Source organism: Streptomyces sp. NPDC015346 (assembly GCF_043078785.1).
GTDB lineage: Bacteria > Actinomycetota > Actinomycetes > Streptomycetales > Streptomycetaceae > Streptomyces.
On the sequence record NZ_JBIBTW010000006.1, the window covers coordinates 296271 to 313906 of the forward strand.

16 protein-coding genes are annotated in these 17636 nt (G+C 71.7%); all 16 read right to left on the reverse strand.

Annotated features, from left to right (window positions below; genetic code table 11):
* Window positions 1-30: 30 nt before the first annotated feature.
* On the reverse strand, window positions 31-1239 hold the full coding sequence (metK, locus tag ACF06X_RS23635) for a methionine adenosyltransferase (RefSeq protein WP_392289264.1): 1209 nt from the start codon (window positions 1237-1239) through the stop codon (window positions 31-33).
* A gap of 28 nt (window positions 1240-1267) precedes the next feature.
* Complete coding sequence (locus ACF06X_RS23640; RefSeq protein WP_392289265.1) at window positions 1268-2815, reverse strand: FAD-dependent monooxygenase; 1548 nt, start codon at window positions 2813-2815, stop codon at window positions 1268-1270.
* Window positions 2815-3813, reverse strand: a complete 999-nt coding sequence (gene rfbB / locus ACF06X_RS23645) for a dTDP-glucose 4,6-dehydratase (RefSeq protein WP_392289266.1) — start codon at window positions 3811-3813, stop codon at window positions 2815-2817. Before rfbB ends, ACF06X_RS23640 begins: the two co-directional genes overlap by 1 nt.
* Window positions 3810-4988, reverse strand: coding sequence for a nucleotide disphospho-sugar-binding domain-containing protein (locus tag ACF06X_RS23650; RefSeq protein ID WP_392289267.1), 1179 nt, complete (start codon window positions 4986-4988; stop codon window positions 3810-3812). Before ACF06X_RS23650 ends, rfbB begins: the two co-directional genes overlap by 4 nt.
* Window positions 4989-5000: 12 nt before the next feature.
* Complete coding sequence (locus ACF06X_RS23655; protein WP_392289268.1) at window positions 5001-5639, reverse strand: antibiotic biosynthesis monooxygenase family protein; 639 nt, start codon at window positions 5637-5639, stop codon at window positions 5001-5003.
* A gap of 138 nt (window positions 5640-5777) precedes the next feature.
* A complete protein-coding gene (rfbA, locus tag ACF06X_RS23660) occupies window positions 5778-6647 on the reverse strand; it encodes a glucose-1-phosphate thymidylyltransferase RfbA (RefSeq protein WP_392289269.1) in 870 nt (289 codons plus the stop codon).
* 113 nt (window positions 6648-6760) lie between these two features.
* The gene (locus tag ACF06X_RS23665) at window positions 6761-8242 is read right to left on the reverse strand and encodes an FAD-dependent monooxygenase (RefSeq protein WP_392289270.1); all 1482 of its coding nucleotides are present in this window, start codon (window positions 8240-8242) and stop codon (window positions 6761-6763) included.
* A gap of 5 nt (window positions 8243-8247) precedes the next feature.
* Complete coding sequence (locus ACF06X_RS23670) at window positions 8248-9195, reverse strand: aromatase/cyclase (RefSeq protein WP_392289271.1); 948 nt, start codon at window positions 9193-9195, stop codon at window positions 8248-8250.
* A 79-nt stretch (window positions 9196-9274) separates the two neighbouring features.
* Window positions 9275-10060: a 3-oxoacyl-ACP reductase FabG gene (gene fabG / locus ACF06X_RS23675; protein ID WP_392289272.1), complete on the reverse strand. Its 786-nt coding sequence runs from the start codon at window positions 10058-10060 to the stop codon at window positions 9275-9277.
* Between the two features lie 164 nt (window positions 10061-10224).
* On the reverse strand, window positions 10225-10497 hold the full coding sequence (locus ACF06X_RS23680; RefSeq protein WP_392289273.1) for an acyl carrier protein: 273 nt from the start codon (window positions 10495-10497) through the stop codon (window positions 10225-10227).
* A gap of 106 nt (window positions 10498-10603) precedes the next feature.
* Window positions 10604-11818, reverse strand: coding sequence for a ketosynthase chain-length factor (locus tag ACF06X_RS23685; protein WP_392289274.1), 1215 nt, complete (start codon window positions 11816-11818; stop codon window positions 10604-10606).
* Entirely contained in the window at window positions 11815-13086 is a 1272-nt protein-coding gene (locus tag ACF06X_RS23690; RefSeq protein WP_392289275.1) for a beta-ketoacyl-[acyl-carrier-protein] synthase family protein, read from the reverse strand. Before ACF06X_RS23690 ends, ACF06X_RS23685 begins: the two co-directional genes overlap by 4 nt.
* Window positions 13083-13412, reverse strand: coding sequence for a TcmI family type II polyketide cyclase (locus ACF06X_RS23695; protein ID WP_392289276.1), 330 nt, complete (start codon window positions 13410-13412; stop codon window positions 13083-13085). The genes ACF06X_RS23690 and ACF06X_RS23695 overlap by 4 nt, the downstream gene beginning before the upstream one ends.
* 95 nt (window positions 13413-13507) lie before the next feature.
* Window positions 13508-15265 carry an acetyl/propionyl/methylcrotonyl-CoA carboxylase subunit alpha gene (locus ACF06X_RS23700; RefSeq protein ID WP_392289277.1) on the reverse strand — a complete coding sequence of 586 codons (1758 nt, stop codon included), beginning with the start codon at window positions 15263-15265 and terminating at the stop codon, window positions 13508-13510.
* Between the two features lie 237 nt (window positions 15266-15502).
* Complete coding sequence (locus tag ACF06X_RS23705; RefSeq protein ID WP_392289278.1) at window positions 15503-16585, reverse strand: hypothetical protein; 1083 nt, start codon at window positions 16583-16585, stop codon at window positions 15503-15505.
* 57 nt (window positions 16586-16642) lie between these two features.
* Window positions 16643-17422, reverse strand: coding sequence for a response regulator transcription factor (locus ACF06X_RS23710; RefSeq protein WP_392289279.1), 780 nt, complete (start codon window positions 17420-17422; stop codon window positions 16643-16645).
* Window positions 17423-17636 lie beyond the last annotated feature (214 nt).

Consider the following 17636-nt stretch of genomic DNA (forward strand, 5'->3'; position numbering starts at 1 on the left):
CGGGTGCGGTCGGAGGACGGGTGCGGCGCTTCAGATACCGGCGGCCTTGCGCAGGGCGTCGACGCGGTCGGTGCGCTCCCAGGTGAAGTCGGGAAGCTCGCGGCCGAAGTGGCCGTAGGCGGCCGTCTGGGAGTAGATCGGGCGCAGCAGGTCGAGGTCGCGGATGATCGCGGCCGGGCGGAGGTCGAAGACCTCGCCGATGGCGTGCTCGATCTTCTCGGGCTCGATCGTGTGGGTGCCGAAGGTCTCGACGAAGAGGCCGACGGGCTCCGCCTTGCCGATCGCGTACGCGACCTGGACCTCGCAGCGCGAGGCGAGCCCGGCCGCGACGACGTTCTTCGCGACCCAGCGCATGGCGTAGGCGGCCGAGCGGTCCACCTTCGACGGGTCCTTGCCGGAGAACGCGCCGCCACCGTGACGGGCCATACCGCCGTACGTGTCGATGATGATCTTCCGGCCGGTCAGGCCGGCGTCGCCCATCGGGCCGCCGATCTCGAAACGCCCGGTCGGGTTGACCAGCAGCCGGTACCCCTCGGTGTCCAGCTTGATGCCGTCCTCGGCCAGCTGGGCGAGGACGTGTTCGACCACGTGCTCCCGGACGTCGGGGGTGAGCAGCCCGTCCAGGCTGACGTCCGCCGCGTGCTGGGAGGACACCACGACGGTGTCGAGGCGGACGGCCTTGTCGCCGTCGTACTCGATGGTGACCTGGGTCTTGCCGTCGGGGCGCAGGTACGGGATGGTCCCGTTCTTGCGGACCTCGGTCAGGCGGCGGGAGAGCCGGTGGGCGAGGTGGATCGGGAGCGGCATCAGCTCCGGGGTCTCGTCCGACGCGTAGCCGAACATCAGACCCTGGTCGCCGGCGCCCTGCTTGTCCAGCTCGTCCTCATCGCCCTCGACACGCTTCTCGTACGCCGTGTCGACGCCCTGCGCGATGTCCGGGGACTGCGCGCCGATGGAGACCGAGACGCCGCAGGAGGCGCCGTCGAAGCCCTTGGTGGAGGAGTCGTAGCCGATCTCCAGGATCTTCTCGCGCACCAGCTTGGCTATCGGCGCGTACGCCTTCGTCGTCACCTCGCCCGCTATGTGCACCAGACCGGTGGTGATCAGGGTCTCCACGGCGACCCGCGAGTCCGGGTCCTCCCGCAGCAGGGCATCGAGGATGGTGTCGCTGATCTGGTCGGCGATCTTGTCGGGGTGGCCCTCGGTCACGGACTCCGAGGTGAACAGACGTGTTGCCATCACAGTTCCTTTAGGTCGGTCGGGAGGGTCAGGCCGCCGCGGGCCGGCCGAACCACCGGGTGAGCGCCGCCGTCAGCGAGGTGGTGTCCGCGCCGGCCCAGGCCACGTAGCCGTCGGGGCGGACCAGCAGCGCCGGGGCGCCGGCGAAGGCCTCGCGGTCGGCCGGGGCGGCGGTGACCGTGACGACACGGTCCTTCCAGCCCTCGGCGGCCTCGCGCAGCGCGGCGTCGTCACCGAGGTCGAGCAGCACGCCCTGGGCCGCGTGGAGCAGCTGGGCGGTGTTCTGCTCGCCGGCCGCGCCGTGCAGCGGGCGGTGCGGGAGCCGGCGTCCGAGCAGCGGGTGCGACTCGGCCGCCGCGTCCGCCTCGCCCGCCGCGCCGGCCTCGCCGTTCGCGTCCGGCCCGGTGAGGTCGTAGCGCACGTCGAGACCGCTGACGATGCCCGCCAGGTGCTTCTTGACCTCGTCGTGGACGATGAGTTCGCCGAGCAGCTCGCGCAGCGGGTCCGCCTCCTCGCCGCCGAGGAAGATCTGGCCCTGGGCGCGGGTGTTCATGAGGAGCCGGGCGCCGACGGGGTGGCGCTCGGCGTGGTAGGTGTCGAGGAGGCCCTCGGGGGCCCAGCCGTTCACCGTGGCCGCCAGCTTCCAGCCGAGGTTGACCGCGTCCTGGATGCCGGTGCTGAGGCCCTGGCCGCCCGCGGGCAGGTGGATGTGGGCCGCGTCGCCGACGAGGAGGACCCGGCCGCGCCGGTACTCGGTGACCTGCCGGGTGGCGTCGCTGAAGGAGCTGACCCAGTCGGCGCCGCCGCCCGAGATGTCCTCGCCGGTGAGCCGCTGCCAGGCGGCGGCGACCTCGGCGAACTCCGGGGTCTCGCTGCGGTCGGCCGGCGGGGCGCCGTGCTCGCACACGATGATCCGGTCCACGCCCTCGGCCAGCGGGGCGGCCATGACCATGCCGCCCGGCAGCCGCTCGCCCAGGAACCGGGGCCGCAGGTCGCAGCCGACCACGTCGGCGAGGTACATGCCGCGGGTGGCCGGCGTCCCGGGGAAGTCGAAGCCCGCGGCCTTGCGCACGGCGCTGTGCCCGCCGTCGGCGCCCACCAGGTAGGAGGCGCGCAGCTCCCGCTCGCCCCCGTCGGTGGCGAACCGGACGCGGACGCCGTCCTCGTCCTCCTCGTACCCGAGGAACTCCCAGCGCCGGCGGATGTCCGCGCCGACCTCGCCGGCCCACTCCTCCAGGACCGTCTCGGTCTGCGACTGCGGGATGCCCCGGGCGCCGAAGTGCGCGTCCTCCAGCACGGTGTAGTCGAACTGCACACCGCCGAAGTGGCCCATCGGGCTGGTCTCAAGACCGCCGAAGCGGGGTACCAGGCCACGCTGTTCGAACGACTCCAGGGCGCGGGCGGTGAAGCCGAGCCCGCGCGACTGGCCGGTCGGCCGCTCCAGCCGCTCCGCGACGACGACCCGCGCCCCGCCCAGGCGCAGTTCGCCCGCGAGCATCAGGCCGGTCGGGCCGGCACCCACCACGATGACGTCCGTGTCCACGGATGTCCCCTCTCGGTTCTCGGCGGCGGCCATCACACGGCCCCGGCGGCTTGTTCGGTGTCGGCGCGGTGCTTCGCCGCCTTCCACCACATCGGGTTGTCCTGGTACCAGGCGACCGTCTCGGCGATCCCGCGGTCGAAGGGCACCTGCGGCGCGTAGCCGAGCCGCTCGCGGATCTTGGTGTCGTCCAGCGAGTAGCGCAGGTCGTGGCCCTTGCGGTCCTCGACGTACTCGATCATCGAGGCGTCGGCGCCGCACAGTTCCAGCACGCGTTCGGTGAGCTGGAGGTTCTCCAGCTCGTTCCCGCTGCCGACGTTGTAGATCTCCCCGGCCCCGCCCTTGGCGAGGACCAGATGGATGGCGCGGCAGTGGTCGTCCACGTGCAGCCACTCGCGGCGGTTGCGCCCGTCGCCGTAGACCGGCACCTTCCGGCCCTCCAGCAGGTTCGTCACGAACCGCGGGATGAGCTTCTCGGGGTGCTGGTACGGCCCGTAGTTGTTGGAGCAGCGGGTGATCGACACGTCCAGGCCGTGGGTGCGCCAGTAGCTGCGCGCGATCAGGTCGGAGCTCGCCTTGGAGGCGGCGTACGGGGAGTTGGGCAGCAGCGGCCACTCCTCGGTCCAGGCGCCCTCGTCGATGGAGCCGTAGACCTCGTCGGTGGAGACGTGCACGACCCGCTCGACACCGCTGTGCAGGGCGGCCTCCAGGAGGACCTGGGTGCCCAGCGCGTTGGTGCGGACGAAGTCCCCGCCGCCGGCGACCGAGCGGTCCACGTGCGACTCGGCGGCGAAGTGGACGATCGCGTCGTGTCCGGGCAGCAGCTCGCGCAGCAGGTCCCCGTCGCAGAGGTCGCCGCGGACGAAGTCCAGGCGGTCGTGGGCGGCGGGCAGGTTGTCGCGGTTCCCGGCGTAGGTCAGCTTGTCGAACACGGTGACCCGGGTGTCCGGGGCCGCGCCGTAGCCGCCGTCCAGGAGGGAGCGTACGTAGTGGGAGCCGATGAACCCGGCTCCGCCGGTGACCAGGAGCCTCATCCGGCGGCCCCCAGCAGGGCGGAGAGTTCGGCGACGACGGTGGCCGGCGCGGGCATGGCCCGCATCTCGGCGGACACCTGACGGCCGGCCTCGCGGTACGAGGGGGTGTGCAGGACCTCGCGGAGCGCGGACGCCACGGTGGCGGCCCGGGCATCGGCGATGTCGAGCAGCCGGCCGGCGCCGCGGGCGACGGCCACCTGGGCGTTGGCGACGCTGTCGGTGCCGGTCACCGGGATGGCCAGCTGCGGCACACCGGCGTCGAGGGAGGCGTAGACGCTGCCCATGCCGCCGTGGTGGACGACGGCGTCGCAGGTGGCGAGCAGCGCCTTGAGCGGCAGCCAGTCGACGACCCGTACGTACGGGGGCAACGGCGAGGGCAGGGCGCTCAGTTCGGCGCCGCCGGTGGTGACGACGAGTTCGACGTCGAGCTCGCGGGCCCCTTCGATGATCTCCCGGAGCAGGGCGCCGTCGCCGTAGATCGCGGGGAGCGAGCCGAGCGTGACGGCGACCCGCGGGCGCGGGCCGCGCTGGAGCAGCCAGTCGGGGAGCACCGCTCCGCCGGTGTACGCGATGTAGCGCATCGGCAGGGTGTGGCCCGCGCGGGCCTGGTGCGGGGTGTCCTGGTGGATGGTCTCCAGGGACGCCGGGCTCAGGTCGATCTCGACCTCGGCCTCGGGCAGTTCGGTCACCCCGAGCCGCTCGGCGGTGGGCCGTAGCGCGGCGAGGGCCGGGCCGAAGGTGGGGCGGCGGGTGCCGATGCCGTGCAGCACCGCGGGGATGCCGAGCGCGCGGGCCGCGAGCAGGCCGCCGACGTGCGGGGGCGGGTAGACCACGGCGTCGGCGCCCCAGGTGCGGCCGGCCTCGATGAGGGCGTCCGCCATCCGGGAGCCGACCTCGGCGAAGACCCCGGCGAAGTACCCGATCAGCTCGTTGATCGGCAGGTCGCTGGTGATGGTCGTCTCGCTGACCTTGCGGGCCATCTCCTCGTACGGCGCGGCGGCCTGGCCGTCGTCGACCGCGAAGGTGTGCAGACCGGCGGACTTGGCCGTGCGCAGCGCCGCCTCGCCGCTGGTGGCGAAGAGGACCTCGTGGCCCGCCGCCAGCGCCGCGTGGGCCAGCGGGACCATCGGCAGCACGTGGGAGGGGCCGGGAATGGTGGTGAACAGGTAGCGCATCGCCGGTGCCGCCTAGACCTGCGCGGCGGAGCGCGAGTGCGCGACGCGGAAGGTGTTCGCCCAGCGGCCGGTGGCGAGCGTGCGGGCGTGCTCGCGGCCCTTGCGGACCGACTCGGGCCGCTGGTCGTCCGGGAGCGTGTGGAACGCGTCGTAGGTCTCCTTGCTGTCCCACTGCGCGTAGTTGACGATGAAGGAGCCGTCGAGGCCGCGGAAGTAGGCGTGCGAGCGGTAACCGGGGACGCTCAGCAGCCACTCGTCGGGCTTGGCGAGGGTGTCGACCAGTTCCTTCTGGTTCTCCGGGGCGACGTCGAGGATGAAGATCACCGTGTAGTCGTCGCGGTCCGGGGAGATCTCGGTGACGCCGCCGAGCGAGGGGTGGCGCTGGGCGAAGACGGCCTCGGTCTTGAGCAGCTTGACGGTGGTGGCGAGCTCGTCGAAAAGCGGCACGGTCTTGTTCTGGAACTTCTTTCCCGCATAACGCGCCTGAAGGTCCTCGAGGCTGCGCCACTGAATGAAGTTCGCGGTTCCCGGGGCGTCGACTCCACCGTGCACGGTGGAGGAGATCCAGCCGGGGTAGTTCGCCTTGTCGATGATGTCGCACATCTCGCCGAGAACGCGGTCCTGACCTTCCCGGGTCTCGGTCTCGAACATGTTGAAAACAGTCAGGTAACCGTCTTCGGGATTGATCAAGGGCATGATGATTCCTGTCCTTCGGTGGATATTTCCAAGTCGGTCGCGCGGGGGGACGCGCGAGAGGGAATGCCCCGCGGACGCTCACGGCGCGCCGCGTCAGCCGGCCGCGGCGATCTCCATGACGTAGCGGCCGTACGGAGAGCGGGACAGCCGGGCGCCGAGCCGGTGGCACGCCTCCTGGTCGATGAACCCCATCCGCCAGGCGATCTCCTCGATGCAGGCGATACGGACGCCCTGCCGGTGCTCGAGGAGCTGCACGTACTGGCCCGCCTCGGTCAGGGCGTCGTGGGTGCCGGTGTCGAGCCAGACGAAGCCGCGGCCCAGCTGGACGAGCTTCGCCCTGCCGCGCTCCAGGTAGACCCGGTTGACGTCGGTGATCTCCAGCTCTCCGCGCTCGGACGGCTGGAGGTCCTTGGCGATCTCCACGACGTCGTTGTCGTAGAAGTACAGGCCGGTGATGGCCAGGTTGGACCGCGGGTGCTCGGGCTTCTCCTCCAGGGAGGTGAGGTTGCCGGCGGCGTCGACCTCGCCGACGCCGTACCGCTCGGGATCCCGGACGGGGTAGCCGAACAGCACCGCCCCGTCCAGGTTCTCGACGCTGTCCTTCAGCACGCCGGAGAAGCCGTGGCCGTGGAAGATGTTGTCGCCGAGCACCAGCGCCACCGGTTCGTCGCCGATGTGCCGCTCGGAGACCAGGAAGGCGTCCGCGAGACCCCGCGGCTTGTCCTGCTCCGCGTAACTGAGGTCGAGCCCGAGGTCGGAGCCGTCGCCGAGCAGCCGCCGGAAGCCCTCCAGATCGTCGGGCGAGGAAATGATCTGGATGTCGGTAATTCCGGCGAGCATCAGCACCGACAGTGGATAGTAAATCATCGGCTTGTCGTAGACGGGCAGAAGCTGCTTGGACACCCCGAAGGTGATCGGCTGCAACCTCGTGCCATGTCCGCCCGCCAGGATGATTCCCTTCACGTCACTGCCTCCATGCATTTCACGCGAGATTCCGGGCTTGAATCGGAATTGATCCGAATAACAGGATCTTCGCACCGCGGCGAGTTTTCAAGGAAACTCAGGTCAGGCCAGTGTCAATTTCGGTCAGGGTCTCCGAACCATTTCCGCATCGCGGTCAGGACACCGTCCGGTCCGACTCCCGCCCACACGATGTGGCCGTCCGGCCGCACGAGGTACGCCTCTCCCGCGCGCAGTTCGCCGTCCGTGTCCACCCGGGCCGCGACGTGACGTACGCGGCCCTCCCAGCCCTCCGGGGCGACCGCCGGGGCGACGGCCGTCGTGCCCAGGTCGAGCAGGACGCCCTGCCCGGAGCGCAGGAGTTCCGCCGTGCGGACCGGGCCGCCCGCCGTGGTCAGGGTGGTGGGCGGCAGCCGGCGCCCGAGCAGCGGATGCCCCTGCCCGGCCGTCTCGTAGCGGATGTCGAGCCCCGAGATCATCCCGGCGAGGTGGGCACGGACCGTGTCGGTGCCGGCCAGCTCGCCCAACAGGGCGCGCACCGGCTCCACTTCGGGACCGCCGAGCAACAGCCGCGCCTGGGCGCGGATGTTGGACAGCACCCGCCGGCCGGTGGCGTGCCGCTCCTCGTGGTAGGTGTCGAGCAGGCCCTCGGGGGCCCGCCCGCTCACCGTGGCCGCCAGCTTCCAGCCGAGGTTGACCGCGTCCTGGAGGCCGAGGTTGAGCGCCTGGCCGCCGACCGGCATCTGCTGGTGGGCGGCGTCCCCGGCGAAGAGCACCCGGCCGTGGCGGTAGCGGGCCAGTTGCCGGTTGGCGTCACCGAAGGCGTTGACCCACACCGGCGTTCCGCCGCTGAGGTCCTCCCCGGTGACCCGCTTCCACACGTCGGCGACCTCGGCGAACTCCGGTTCCGCCGTACGGGGAACGGCCCGGCTGCCGAACTCGTGGACCATCACCCGGGTGACGCCCTCACGGGTGGCCGCGATGGCCAGGCCCCGCTCCAGACGCTGGAAGCGGCGGTCCGGGATCCGGACGCCCCGCACGTCGGCGCGGAGCAGCTCCCGCCCGGCGTCCTGCCCGGGGAACTCCGCCCCGGTCAGCCGCCGTACGGTGCTGCGCTCGCCGTCGCAGGCCACCAGGTGACCCGCCCGCAGCCGCACCCGGCCGGCGGGGCCGAGGGCTTCGGCCTCGACCCCGTCGTCCGTGACGCGCAGATCGAGCAGTTCGTGGTCGCGCCGGATGTCGGCGCCGAGCCCGGCCGCCCAGCCGCCGAGCAGTTCCTCCACCCGGGTCTGGGAGACCTTCCACTGGCCCGGGTGCGAGCTGGGCAGCGTCAGATCGAGCGGGACGCCGCCGAAGTGGCCGCGCGGCTCGCACGGTGGCGTCCCGCCCAGCAGCCGGAGCAGCCCGCGGCTGTCGAGGATCTCCATGGTGCGCGCGTGGAGGGTGGAGGCGCGCGACTCGGTCGTCGGCCCCGACCGCTGGTCGAGGACCACGACCTCGGCTCCGCCGAGCCGCAGTTCTCCCGCGAGCATCAGGCCGGTGGGGCCGCCACCGACCACGATCACCCGGGCGTCCGGGCTCCCCTGGCTGTCGGTCACGGTCGTCAGCGCCGCTTCTGCTCGGCGTAGTCCTTGGCGAAGCCGAGGGTGGCGCGGCTGTTGGTGCTCAGGGCCGTCCGCACGTACTCCCGGGCGTCGGCGACGGTGGCGTCCGCGCCGAGGACGCGCGCGATGTTGGCCGTGTTGAGCACGACGGTGTGCTGGGAGGAGGCGGCCACGCCGTCCTCGTTCTCCGCGAACGTCCAGTAACCGGTGTGCAGGGTCATCAGCGCGGGCAGCGTCACCTGCTTGTACGCGATCTTCTGATGCGGGAAGCAGACGCGGTACGACTTGGTGGTGTGCGTCGAGCCGTCCTTGGCGCGGGTGTCCATCTCCAGGACCTGCAGCCCCGGGGAGAGCTCCTCCAGGCGGACGGTCGCCACGTGCGGCAGCCGCTCCTCCCACTTGTCGCCCTCGTCGATGAAGGCGAAGACGTCCTTGGCGGACCCGTTGATCTGCACGGTGTCCTCGAAGGAGAAGGTGATCTCCTCGGCGGCGTGGGCGAACTCCACGTTGGTCTTCAGAGCGGCCAGCTCCGAGCGGGAGTTGCGGTCCACGGCCTCGTCGATCCAGGCCAGGCTCTCCGGGTCGTCGTCGATCGCCCGGTAGTCGTGCAGCAGGCGGACCCGGGACTCGGTCGCGGAGACCGGCTCGATGATCCACGTACCGCCCATGGCGGCGACCGGCGGCGCCGGCACCTCCTGCCGGAAGGTGATGGTGAGGGACTCGGGGTCCAGGGTGCGCCGCGAGGTCCAGTTCTTGGCCGTGCCGTTCGCGGTGGCCCAGATGCGGATGCGCTCCTCGCGCTCGCCGCGCTCGACGTGGTCGACGTAGATGGTCGGCGGGAAGATGCGCGGCCAGTTCTCGACCTCGGCGATCAACCGGTAGACGGCTTCGGCCGGGGCGGAGATCACGATCTCGTGCTCCACCTCGCGAAGGCCCTGCTGCGGCATGCTCATGCTCCTCGAATCTGGGATCGGATGCTCAGAAGATCGGCTGCTCTGATGATCGGCTGCCTTGAAGACCGGCTGCTCAGAAGTTGCCGAGGCCGCCGCAGACGTTCAGCGCCTGCGAGGTGATGGACGCGGCGGTGTCGGAGGCCAGGTAGCCGACCAGGCCGGCCACCTCCTCGGGGGTGGAGTAGCGGCCGAGCGGGATCTTCGCCTGGAACTTCTCGAGGATCGCCTCCTCGTTGGTGTCGTACGCGGCGGCGTAGCCGGCCCGCACGCGCTGGGCCATGGGCGTCTCGACGTAGCCGGGGCAGACGGCGTTCACGGTGATGCCCGTCGGGGCCAGCTCGTTGCCGAGCGCCTTGGTGAAGCCGACCACGCCGTGCTTGGAGGCCGAGTAAGGAGCGCCGAGCACCACGCCCTGCTTGCCCGCGGTGGAGGCGATGTTGATGATGCGGCCGCGGTCCTTGTGGCGCAGGCCGCCGGTGGTCAGCACCTCCCGGGTCATCCGGAAGACGCTGTTGAGGTTGGTGTCGATGACGTCGTCCCACAGCTCGTCGGCGATGTCCGCCGTGACCCCGCCGCCGCTGCGGCCGGCGTTGTTGACGAGGACGTCGACCGTGCCGAACTGGTCGACGGCCGCCTGGACGAAGGCCTTGACGTCGCTGCTCGACCGGACGTCGAGGGCGGCGCCGCCGGCCTCGAAGCCCTCCTCCTGAAGCTGCTTCACGGTCGCGCTGACGTTCTCCGCGCTGCGGGCGCCGATGAACACCCGGTGGCCCTGGGCGGCCAGCAGACGGGCCACGGCGAGCCCGATCCCGCTGGTGGCGCCGGTGATCAGGGCGACCCGCTTCTCCTGCTGCGTCATGCTCTCTTCTCCACTGGTGGTGTTGCGGTCGGTCGGTCGGTCGGGGCCGGGCGGCGAGGGACCGCCCGGCCCGCGGGGGTGCCGACCGGGCGGCGAGGGACCGCCCGGCCCGCGGGGGTGCCGACCGGGCGGCGAGGGACCGCCCGGCCCGCGGGTGCGCCGGTTCAGGCGGCGGCGGCACCGGTCGTGAGCTGGGCGTTGACGGCGGCCAGCAGCGCGCGCGGGGTGTCCGCGTCGGTGAACACGTCCTCGTCGAGGGTGATGCCGTACTCGCGCTCGATGCGGCTGCCGGTCTCCAGCAGGGCGAGCGACTCGTAGCCGAGCGCCTCGAACTGCACGTCGAGGATGTCGCCGTCGAGGTCGACGCCCTCCTCGGCGCCGGCTCCGTCGAGCAGGATGCGGCGCAGGTCGTCGAGGGTGAATTCGGTGGTGGACATGGGTGTCCCTTCGTCTGTCGGTGTGCTCGGGGTTGGAGCGGGCGGTAGCGCCCTCCACGGCCGGCGGGGGGATGGACGACCGGTGGAGGGCGCCGCCCGGACGCGCTCAGTCGACGGCGCGTACGACGACGGCGGAGTTGAATCCGCCGTGTCCGCGGGCGAGGACGAGCGCCGTGCGCACCTCGGCGGTGCGCGGCTGGGGGCCGACCAGGTCGAGCTGGTAGTCGGCGGAGGGCTCGACGTTGATCGTCGGCGGGATCAGGCCCTCGTTGATGGCCAGGAACGCGGCCGCGAGGTCGAGCGGCGCGGAGCCGGAGTAGAGCCGGCCGGTCATCGTCTTCGGCGCGGTGACCGCCACGCCCCGCGGGCCGAAGACGGCGGTGATGGCCTCGGCCTCGATCCGGTCGAGCTCGGGGACGGCCGCGGCGTCGGCGAAGACCACGTCCACGTCCTCCGGGGCGACCCGGGCCTCGGCCAGGGCCAGTTCGATCGCCTTGCGCAGGCTCGGCTCGCGGTCGCTGCCGGGGCGGGGGTCGAAGGTGGCGCCGTAGCCGGAGATCTCGCCGTAGATCCGCGCACCGCGCTCCCGCGCCGCCTCGGCCGACTCCATGATCAGGATGGCGCCGCCCTCCCCCGGCACGTGCCCGGAGGCCTCCGCGTCGAACGGGCGGTAGGCGCGCGTCGGCTCGTCGCTGCTGCTCAGCCGCCCGCTCGCGAGCTGGGCGACCCAGCCCCAGGGGCAGACCGAGGCGTCGATCGAACCGGAGACGATCAGGTTCGTGCCCTTGCGTATCTGGCGGCGGGCCTGCGCCACCGCGTCCAGGCCGCCGGCCTGGTCGCTGACGATGACGCCGCTGGGGCCCTTCATGCCGTTACGGATGGAGATCTGGCCGCTGTTGACCGCGTAGAACCAGGCGAAGGACTGGTACGCGCTGACGAACTGGCTGCCCTGGCTCCACAGCTTCTGAAGCTCGCCCTGGCCGAACTCGAAGCCGCCCGAAGAGCTGGCCGTGACCACGCCCATGTCGAAGTCGGGCAGGTCCTCGGGCCGTACGCCCGCGTCGGCCAGCGCCCAGTCCGTGGCGACCAGCGCCATCCGGGTCATCCGGTCGGTCTGCGGGAGCAGCCGGCTCGGCAGCAGGTCCTCGGCGACGAAGCCGGGCACCTCGCCGGCCAGCTGGGCCGGGTACTGCGCGGGGTCGAAGCGGGTGATCCGCCCGATGCCGGACTTGCCGCTACGGGTCGAGGCCCAGTAGTCCTCGGTGCCCAGGCCGTTGGGGGCGGCGACGCCCAGGCCGGTCACTACCACCGACGTGGTCATGCCACGCTCCTCTCGGGACGGGCCAGCACCATGGCGCTCTGGAATCCGCCGAAGCCGCTGCCGACGGTGAGGACCGCGTCGGTCAGCTGCTCGCGGGCGACCAGCGGGACGTAGTCGAGGTCGCACTCGGGGTCGGGCGTGTGCAGGTTCGCCGTGGGCGGCACCACGTTGTGCTCCATGGCCAGCGCGGAGGCGGCGATCTCGATGGAGCCGATCGCGCCGAGCGAGTGGCCCACCATCGACTTGATGGAGCTCACGGGGGTCCGGTAGGCGTGGTCGCCCAGGCTCCGCTTGAAGGCCGCCGTCTCGTGGCGGTCGTTCTGCTTGGTGCCGGAACCGTGCGCGTTGATGTAGTCGATGTCCGTCGGGTTCATCCGCGCCTCGTCGAGGGCGACCCGGATGGCCTCGGCCATCTCCGCGCCGTCGGGACGCAGCCCCGTCATGTGGTACGCGTTGGACCGGGTGGCGTACCCGGCGATCTCCGCGTAGATGTGGGCGCCGCGCTTCTTCGCGCTCTCCAGCTCCTCCAACACGAACACGGCGGAGCCCTCGCCGAGGACGAAGCCGTTGCGGCTGCCGTCGAACGGCCGGGAGGCCGTCTCCGGGTCGTCGTGGCGGGGGGTGGTGGCCTTGATCGCGTCGAAGCAGGCCATGGTGATCGGCGAGATCGGCGCGTCCGAGGAGCCGGTGATCATGACGTCGGCGGAGCCCTCGCGGATCAGCTCCACCGCGTGTCCGACCGAGTCGATGCCGGAGGTGCAGCCGGTGGAGACCACGGTGCTGGGCCCCTCGGCGCCTACGGCCCAGGCGACCTCGGCCGCGAAGGAGCTGGGGACCAGGTAGTTGTAGAGGTGCGGTACGGCGTAGTCGTGGTCGACCAGGTGGAGCCGGCCGCCGTCGCTGACGACGCGGTACTCCTCGTCGAGGCCCATGGTGGCGCCGACCGCGCTGCCGATGGTGACGCCGACGCGGTACGGGTCGTACGCGGCGACGTCGAGGCCGCTGTCGGCGACCGCGCCGCGCGCCGCCACGACGGCGAACTGCGCGGCCCGGTCCATCCGCCGTATCTCCTGCGGACTCAGCCCGTGCAGCTCGGGATCGAAGTCGATCTCCGCGGCGACGCGGGAGCGGAACGGCGAGGGATCGAAGAAGGTGATTCCCCGGGTGGCGGTACGGCCGTCACTCAGCAGGTTCCAGAAGTTCTTGGCCCCGATCCCGCCCGGGGCAAGCACCTCGATGCCGGTGATGACCACGCGTCGTGCGGTCACGCCGAGGCCTCCCAGTTGTAGAAGCGGGTCGCCATGGCGTCCGCGGGGGAGCGCCAGGTGGCGGGGTCGTAGGCCTCGATGAAGGGCTTGAGGTCCTCGCTGATCCGCACGAAGCGCGGGTCGGACTTGGCCTTCTCGATGAGCTCGCCGCCGTTGTCGTTGTCGAAGTCCTGCAGGTGGAAGTACAGGCCCCGGTAGGCGAAGAGCTGGCGCCTGCGGGTGCCCATCAGATGGGGCATCTCGGTGGCGTCGAAGTCGGCGAACGTGCGGGCGACGTCGAGGCTCGCGTCGGGATCCATACGAGCCACGATCAGTGTGCTGTGCATGGTTGTTTCTCCTCCACGGCCGGATTGCTCCGGGCGTCGGGCGGGTGATGGGTACGGACGGGGACCGGAAAGAAAAGAGAGGGGTCCCGGGAGATTCAGTCCTTGATCTCGCAGATGGGGGCGCCGGAGGTGAGGGAGGCGCCGATCTCGGCGGTGAGGCCCTTGATGGTGCCGGAGCGGTGGGCGTTGAGGGGTTGTTCCATCTTCATGGCTTCGAGGACGACGATGAGTTCGCCTTCTTCGACGTGCTGGCCCTCTTCGACGGCGATCTTGACGATGGTGCCCTGCATGGGGGAGGCGAGGGTGTCGCCGGAGGCGGTGGGGCCGGACTTCTTCGCGGCGCGGCGTTTGGGCTTGGCGCCGGCGGCCAGTCCGGTGCGGGCCAGGGTCATGCCGAGGCTGGAGGGGAGGGAGACTTCCAGGCGCTTGCCGCCGACCTCGACGACGATGGTCTCCCGGCCGGTCTCGTCCTCTTCGTCGGTGTCGGTGCCGGTGGGGGTGAACGGCTTGATGTCGTTGACGAACTCGGTCTCGATCCAGCGGGTGTGGATCGTGAACGGGTCGGAGGTGAAGGCGGGGTCGGTGACGACGGCCTGGTGGAAGGGGATGGCGGTGGCCATGCCTTCGACGGTGAACTCGGCAAGCGCGCGGGCGGCGCGCTGCAGGGCCTGTTCGCGGGTGGCGCCGGTGATGATCAGCTTGGCGAGGAGGGAGTCCCAGGCCGGTCCGATCACGGAGCCGGATTCGACGCCGGCGTCGAGGCGGACGCCGGGGCCGGTGGGCGGGTTGAAGGTGGTGACGGTGCCGGGGGCGGGCAGGAAGCCGCGGCCGGGGTCTTCGCCGTTGATACGGAACTCGATCGAGTGACCGCGCATGGGCGGGTCGTCGTAGCCGAGGGGCTCGCCGTCGGCGATGCGGAACATCTCCCGCACGAGGTCGATGCCGGTGACTTCTTCGGTGACGGGGTGTTCGACCTGGAGGCGGGTGTTGACCTCGAGGAAGGAGATGGTGCCGTCGGTGCCGACGAGGAATTCGACGGTGCCGGCGCCGACGTAGCCGGCTTCCTTCAGGATCGCCTTGGAGGCCCGGTACAGCTCCGCGTTCTGCTCGGCGCTGAGGAAGGGGGCGGGGGCTTCCTCGACGAGTTTCTGGTGGCGGCGCTGGAGCGAGCAGTCGCGGGTGGAGACGACGACGACGTTGCCGTGGGTGTCGGCCAGGCACTGGGTCTCGACGTGGCGGGGCTTGTCGAGGTAGCGCTCGACGAAGCATTCGCCGCGGCCGAAGGCGGCGACGGCCTCGCGGACGGCGGAGTCGTACAGCTCGGGCACTTCTTCCAGGGTGCGGGCGACCTTCAGGCCGCGGCCGCCGCCGCCGAAGGCGGCCTTGATCGCGATCGGCAGGCCGTGCTCGCGGGCGAAGGCCACGACCTCCTCGGCGCCGGAGACCGGGTCCGGGGTGCCCGCCACCAGCGGGGCACCGGCCCGCTGGGCGATGTGCCTCGCGGCGACCTTGTCACCGAGGTCGCGGATCGCCTGCGGCGGCGGGCCGATCCAGATCAGACCGGCGTCCAGGACGGCCTGGGCGAACTCGGCGTTCTCCGAAAGGAATCCGTGGCCGGGGTGGATCGCGTCCGCGCCGGAGTCCTTCGCCGCTGAAAGGACCTTGGCCATGTCCAGATAGCTGCTCGCCGGGGTGTCACCGCCCAGAGCGAACGCCTCGTCGGCCGCGCGGACGTGCAGAGCGTCCCGGTCCGGATCGGCGTAGACGGCTACGCTCGCGATCCCGGCATCCCGGCACGCCCTGGCGACGCGGACAGCGATTTCGCCACGGTTGGCGATGAGCACCTTGCGCACGACTGAGGGCCTTTCTCGACTCGCTCTCCTGTGCCCGGACGCTGTCCCCGGGGGGGTTTCTCACCACCCCGGGGACAGAGCACCGGATCCTGACCTCAAGGTTCTTCGACCCCGAACTCCCGATCAACGCTTGGCATTTCAGGACTCAGTCAGGTTTCACAAGGGGTGCCCGCCTGCCTTCAGCGGCAGGCAAGCCCATGTCAAGAATCAGTCAGCACGCGCAGGTCGACCGGCCGCTCAGCGGCGTACGGAACGGCGCTCGAAGTACGCGTGCGCGTCGCGTTCGCTGTAGTACGTACGCCCCCGGCGCTTGTGCCGGCGCCACCGCTGCTCGCTCGCCAGCCGGTAGACGCTGCCGACCGGAGTGCGCCAGAGCGCGGCTATGTCGGCGGCGGTCAGCCACCGCTCACTGCCGCGCGCGGTGGCCACCGACCTGCCGGGGGCGGCCGTGGGGGCGCGTCCGGGGGCTTGCCCGGGCGCGTGCCCGGCGGTCGGAACGGGTGCGTACCCAGCTGCCTGTCCGGGGGCGTGTACGGGCGCCTGTCCGGGGCCGTGTCCGGGCGCGGCCCCGGCGACCTGCCCGGGGGCAGCCCCGGCGGCCCGCCCGGGCGCCTGCCCGGGCGCCGCTGCGGCGGCCTGCCCCCCGGGCGCGGCGCCCACCATGGCGCGGTGCAGCGCGCTCCACCGTTCGCTGGGCCAGACATGGTCCGCGTCGGCGTCGCAGCGGATCTCCGGGGTGCCGGCGGGCCCCCGGGTGCCGACGGAGACCGAGACGGTCAGCTTTCCGGTGCAGCCCGGCTCGGCGCACGCCCCCAGGCGGATCCGGCGCCGCTCGTCCGGGTACGCGATCCGATGGCCGTCCCGGACCAGCGCCGCGATCTCCGCCGAGACGGCCCCCGCCGCCGGATGGGCCGCGAGCCAGTCCGCGTTGCGCAGCAGGAACCCGGCGAGCGCCGCGACCGTACGCGGCGGAACGGGCAGGGACCGCTGCTGGGCGACGAGCCCGCCCCAGGAGCCGAGGACGGCGCGCATCCTCGACCGCACCTCCGCCGCGGCCCCGTTGAAGGGCAGGCCCGGCAGGGCCCCGCCGGTCGTCCGCTCCCTCAGCCCGCCCGGCGCGCCGCCGGTCAGGACCTGCCCGCACGCCTCGTGGAGCGCGGGCAGCCGCCGCAAACCCTCCGCGAGCCGGTGCCGGCACACCACGCACAGGCGGCCGCCCCCCGCCCCGGCGGGTGCGCGGCCCCGGGCGGCGCCGGCCGGGGCCGCGCAGGACGCCCCCTCGCACGGCCGCGGGTGCGCGGATGTCTTGTCGTGTGTCACTTCTTCTCCCCCTGTGTGTGGACGCTGCGACCGTGCCGATCCGCCCGCTCGGCCCCGTCAGCCGTGGCCGAACCGGAAACCGACCCCCCTGATCGTGGTGATCCAGGTGCTGGCACCGAGCTTGTTGCGCAGGGTGGACACGTGGGTGTCGACGGTCCGGCGGGACCACGAGTCGCCCCACACCTGCTGCATCAGGCGCTTGCGCGGGATCACGGTGTCCGGGTGTGAGGCGAGGAGGTAGAGCAGGTCGAACTCCTTGCGGGTCAGCTCCACCCGGACGCCGTCGAGCGTGACCTGGCGCGACGCGGCGTGGATGCGCAGCGGCCCGTGGTCGATGGTGCCGGCGAGCGGGGCCTGGGGCCGCGCCCGGCGCATGACGGCTTCCATACGGGCCATCAGTTCGCGGAAGCCGTAGGGCTTGGCGAGGTAGTCGTCCGCTCCGGCCTGCAGGCCGAGGACGCGGTCGAGTTCGGAGCCGCGCCCGGTGACGGCGATGACGGGGACGTCACAGGCCTGCCGGATGTTGCGGCAGACCTCCAGGCCGTCGATGTCGGGCAGTTCGAGGTCGAGCAGCACCAGATCGGCGCTCTCGTAGGTGTGCAGGGCTTCGCCGCCGGTGGCGACACTGTCCACCTCGTGCCCGTGCCGGCGCAGGCCCCTGGCCAGGGCCTCGGCCTCGTGGGCGTTGTTCTCGACGATGAGAACGCGCCAGGTGGTCGAGGGGCGGGCGATGCGGGAGGGGCCGGAGGGTGTGGAGTCCGGCGGTGGGAACGGGCCCTCGGAGACCCTCTGGTGGGGTATGTGCGGTTCGAGCACTGTTGCGGAACGCTGGTTCATTTTCTCCCCCTTGCTTGACACAGCTTGAGCGGTGATCGAGCGTCGCCCACACAATAAACCGCACCGCCGGTTTGTCAAAGGTCTGACCGACAAGCGAGAAACACGCCAGGTCGAGGACAAGAAATAGCGCCAGGCCGGCGCGGCTACCGGCACCAAACATAGACATACGCGGCATCCCCCTCGCATTGCCAGGGGGATGCCGCGTGAAGGACGA

What these genes read in the sequence shown, in the direction of transcription:
- ACF06X_RS23655 (WP_392289268.1), bottom strand. Translation starts at nt 5,639, where the DNA reads ATGTTCGAGACCGAGACCCGGGAAGGTCAGGACCGCGTTCTCGGCGAG.
- ACF06X_RS23650 (WP_392289267.1), bottom strand. Translation starts at nt 4,988, where the DNA reads ATGCGCTACCTGTTCACCACCATTCCCGGCCCCTCCCACGTGCTGCCG.
- ACF06X_RS23695 (WP_392289276.1), bottom strand. Translation starts at nt 13,412, where the DNA reads ATGCACAGCACACTGATCGTGGCTCGTATGGATCCCGACGCGAGCCTC.
- metK (WP_392289264.1), bottom strand. Translation starts at nt 1,239, where the DNA reads ATGGCAACACGTCTGTTCACCTCGGAGTCCGTGACCGAGGGCCACCCC.
- ACF06X_RS23680 (WP_392289273.1), bottom strand. Translation starts at nt 10,497, where the DNA reads ATGTCCACCACCGAATTCACCCTCGACGACCTGCGCCGCATCCTGCTC.
- fabG (WP_392289272.1), bottom strand. Translation starts at nt 10,060, where the DNA reads ATGACGCAGCAGGAGAAGCGGGTCGCCCTGATCACCGGCGCCACCAGC.
- ACF06X_RS23670 (WP_392289271.1), bottom strand. Translation starts at nt 9,195, where the DNA reads ATGCCGCAGCAGGGCCTTCGCGAGGTGGAGCACGAGATCGTGATCTCC.
- ACF06X_RS23685 (WP_392289274.1), bottom strand. Translation starts at nt 11,818, where the DNA reads ATGACCACGTCGGTGGTAGTGACCGGCCTGGGCGTCGCCGCCCCCAAC.
- ACF06X_RS23640 (WP_392289265.1), bottom strand. Translation starts at nt 2,815, where the DNA reads ATGGCCGCCGCCGAGAACCGAGAGGGGACATCCGTGGACACGGACGTC.
- rfbB (WP_392289266.1), bottom strand. Translation starts at nt 3,813, where the DNA reads ATGAGGCTCCTGGTCACCGGCGGAGCCGGGTTCATCGGCTCCCACTAC.
- ACF06X_RS23710 (WP_392289279.1), bottom strand. Translation starts at nt 17,422, where the DNA reads ATGAACCAGCGTTCCGCAACAGTGCTCGAACCGCACATACCCCACCAG.